This is a genomic window from Henriciella sp., assembly GCF_049649345.1.
Classification (GTDB): Bacteria; Pseudomonadota; Alphaproteobacteria; order Caulobacterales; family Hyphomonadaceae; genus Henriciella.
In genome coordinates this window covers 1-2604 of sequence record NZ_JBARZC010000032.1, presented here as the reverse complement: position 1 = coordinate 2604, position 2604 = coordinate 1, and the positions used below count along the sequence as shown (strand labels likewise).

Here is a 2604-nt window from a genome sequence, read left to right as displayed (position 1 = left end):
GAGCGCCGCGAATCCTATTCAAGCCTCGGCCTTGAGTTTGATCTCTGATGCAATGGCGCGATGAGGGCCTGATCCTCGGCGGCCGGAAATTCGGCGAAAGCGGCCTGATCCTCGATGTGCTGACCCGTAACCGGGGCAGGCGGTCGGGTCTTGTATATGGCGGAGCCTCCAGAAAGAAGCGTGCCCAGTTCGAGCCGGGTAATCTGGTAGAGCTATCTTGGTCGGGCCGGCTTGAAGAGCAGCTTGGCCGGTTCGACGTGGCAGAAGCGACCAAATTGCGCTCCTCCAGACTTATCGACCTTCCCGATGCCTTGCTGGCAATCGCTTCGGTCACGTCTCTCCTGAGGGGCGTTCTGAATGAGGGCGATCAGGCCGGTTCACTGGTCTTTGAAGCAACCGAACTCCTCCTCGACAGCCTAGAAGACGATGAGGTCTGGCCGGCGCTCTATGTACGCTGGGAGCTTGGATTGCTGTCAGCGCTCGGCTTCGGACTTGACCTTGAAGCCTGCGCTATCAGCGGAGCCAATGACGGGCTGACCCATGTATCTCCCCGCACCGGACGGGCCGTACGGGGATCAGAAGCAGACGACTATGTCGACCGGCTGCTCATCCTGCCGCGCTTTCTGGTCGATCCACGCGCGCATGCCGACGACAGAGACGTTGTGGAGGGGCTGGAGCTGACCCGCGTGTTCATAGAACGACGCCTGTTCCACGCCTACAATCGCGACCTCCCGGACGCCAGACGCCGCCTCCACACCCGGATGTTGAAGCGGGTCTAGCGGCAGATGCTGGAATTTCCCATGTCCATATGGAAATGATCTGCATGCGCGGCGTTGTAGTCCGGTCCGAGCACGACCGAGAATAACCGGCAGGCGCCGTCGCGGACAGCGAAAAGGAATTCACCCTTCTCATTGTCACCGCGCCAGTCCTGCCTCACATCCACGGTTTCTCCATTGGCGAGCCGGAAGCCCCGAATGTCGATTGCATTGGCTCGGCCGTGCTCGCTTAGGCGTTTTGATCCGGCAATATTCCTACACGAAAAGCTGCCATAGGTGAGCACCTCCTCTACTGGCGAGCCCAGAATGTCTTCGGCGGCGGGCGCTACAATCTCCCGCTCCCAGATATAAAGCGACGCGATCTGGTGACAGCTCATCCGGAGCGGCGCCACAGAGTAGGGGAGCGTTGACTGGTCGAGTACCGATACATTGGCCAGCGGGCAGCGCTCGGTTCCAGCGTCATCTCCAAGCTGGGTATATTCGACGCCTGCTTTCGCGAGCAGCGAATAGCAGAGCACTGGATCGGCCTTTATACGCTGAAGCTTGAAATGTGTGGCGACCCCGATCGGATCGTTGAGACTGATTGGCCGCAGGGGATTATGCTGCGCGGGCAGGAAGTGGTTGCCGATGAAAATCGCGAACACGACGATGGCAACGACGCCAATCTGTTTCACGGTTCTGGCGAGCGTGTTGTTCATTCCTTAACCAATCCCCGCAATCTGTTAACTTTACGGTAGCCGACTGATTCCCGGCGCAAGACAATTTTTAGGAGCGGGTATGTCCGACCTTCTGGATCCCGAAGATGGCAAGATTATCAACGAACCGCTGAGCGAGGCGCTCACGAAGCGATATCTCGCCTATGCGCTCTCGACAATCACCTCACGTGCATTGCCCGATGTGCGCGACGGCCTGAAGCCTGTTCAGCGCCGTATTCTCTACGGTATGCGGGAGCTCAAACTCGATCCGGATGCTGGATACCGCAAATGTGCCAAGATTGTCGGCGACGTGATGGGTAATTTCCACCCGCACGGCGACAGCGCAATTTATGACACGCTTGTGCGGCTGGCCCAGGATTTTTCTGTCCGCTACCCGCTCGTTGATGGGCAGGGCAATTTCGGCAATATCGACGGGGACAATGCCGCTGCCTATCGTTACACCGAGGCGCGGATGACCGAAGCGGCGAAACTGCTGCTCGAAGGCCTCAATGAAGATGCGGTCGACTTCAAGGACAATTATTCCGAAACTGACACCGAGCCGGTCGTGCTTCCGGCGGGCTATCCGAACCTGCTTGCGAATGGTGCGACAGGTATCGCAGTCGGCATGGCAACATCGATTCCGCCGCACAATGTCGCCGAGGTAATCGACGCAGCGCTCTTGCTGATCGAAAACAAGGAAACGCCGCTGAGCGAGCTGATGAATGTCATGCCAGGCCCGGACTTCCCGACCGGCGGCGTAATCGTCGAGCCTCGCAGTGCCATCCGCGAAGCCTATGAGACCGGCCGAGGCGGTTTCCGCATTCGCGCGCGCTGGCATGTCGAGGACCTTGGCCGCGGCACCTGGCAGGTCATCGTCACAGAGATCCCATACCAGGTTCAAAAATCCCGCCTCATCGAGAAGCTGGCCGAGCTCATCGACAGCAAGAAAGCGCCGCTCCTGAACGATGTTCGCGATGAGAGCGCCGAAGATATCCGCCTCGTACTCGAACCACGCGCCAAGACCGTCGAACCGGACGTGCTTATGGAGAGCCTGTTCAAGCTCTGCGATCTGGAATCGCGTTTCTCAATGAACATGAACGTCCTCCACAAGGGCGCGCCGCGTGTCATGGGGC

General features: G+C 58.9%; 3 protein-coding genes. 2 read left to right on the top strand and 1 reads right to left on the bottom strand.

The genetic code is table 11. The features are described from left to right. Window positions 1–47: 47 nt before the first annotated feature. Window positions 48–779 carry a DNA repair protein RecO gene (gene recO, locus WA989_RS00780; RefSeq protein ID WP_424338628.1) on the top strand — a complete coding sequence of 244 codons (732 nt, stop codon included), beginning with the start codon at window positions 48–50 and terminating at the stop codon, window positions 777–779. Here recO and WA989_RS00775 read toward each other — a convergent pair. Further along, window positions 776–1474 carry an extensin family protein gene (locus WA989_RS00775; protein WP_424338627.1) on the bottom strand — a complete coding sequence of 233 codons (699 nt, stop codon included), beginning with the start codon at window positions 1472–1474 and terminating at the stop codon, window positions 776–778. The two genes, recO and WA989_RS00775, sit on opposite strands and share 4 nt — an antisense overlap. Before the next feature lie 79 nt (window positions 1475–1553). Here WA989_RS00775 and WA989_RS00770 point away from each other — a divergent pair. Continuing rightward, window positions 1554–2604: DNA gyrase subunit A (locus WA989_RS00770; protein WP_424338626.1), on the top strand; the 1051-nt coding region annotated here is incomplete at its 3' end.